This window comes from Pseudoalteromonas sp. P1-9 (genome assembly GCF_001399975.1).
GTDB lineage: Bacteria > Pseudomonadota > Gammaproteobacteria > Enterobacterales > Alteromonadaceae > Pseudoalteromonas.
The window spans coordinates 1-446 of record NZ_LKBD01000139.1 but is presented as its reverse complement, the minus strand read 5'-3'; the positions used below and the strand labels follow the sequence as shown (position 1 = coordinate 446).

Annotated in this window: 1 protein-coding gene; it reads right to left on the bottom strand. The window is 53.6% G+C overall.

The genetic code is table 11. The annotated features are described in order from the left end of the window. The coding region (locus AN214_RS21925) for an AMP-binding protein (protein ID WP_235576803.1) at positions 1 to 401 on the bottom strand (401 nt) is incomplete at its 3' end. Between the last annotated feature and the right edge of the window lie 45 nt (positions 402 to 446).

Below are 446 nucleotides of genomic sequence, written 5' to 3'. Positions count from 1 at the left end.
CTAGCATGACTCACATAGTGACTTAATCCTCGCTGCGCTACCGACACCCCTTTCGGCTCACCTGTCGACCCTGAGGTATACAACACATACGCTTCCGCGGTTTCAGATATTTCGGGTAAAGTGTCTCCTTCAATAAACTCCGCCAACCACTCCGCCGACGTCGCCTCATCCATCAACAACACATCCACACCCGATACCGGTATGCTCGATAGACTCGCTTCATTCAAGAGCACCGTGTCTATGCCCGCATCCTCTATCAGATAAGACAAACGCGCGTCCGGTAAGCTCGGCTCCAACGCCACATAACTGGCTCCCGATTGCATCACCCCTAACACCGCTATCAACAAGGCACTGCCTCGAGGCAGCCCTATTCCAACACGATCACCTACGCCCACACCCATTTCATTGAGGTAATGAGCTAAACGCTCCGCTTGGGATGCTAGCGC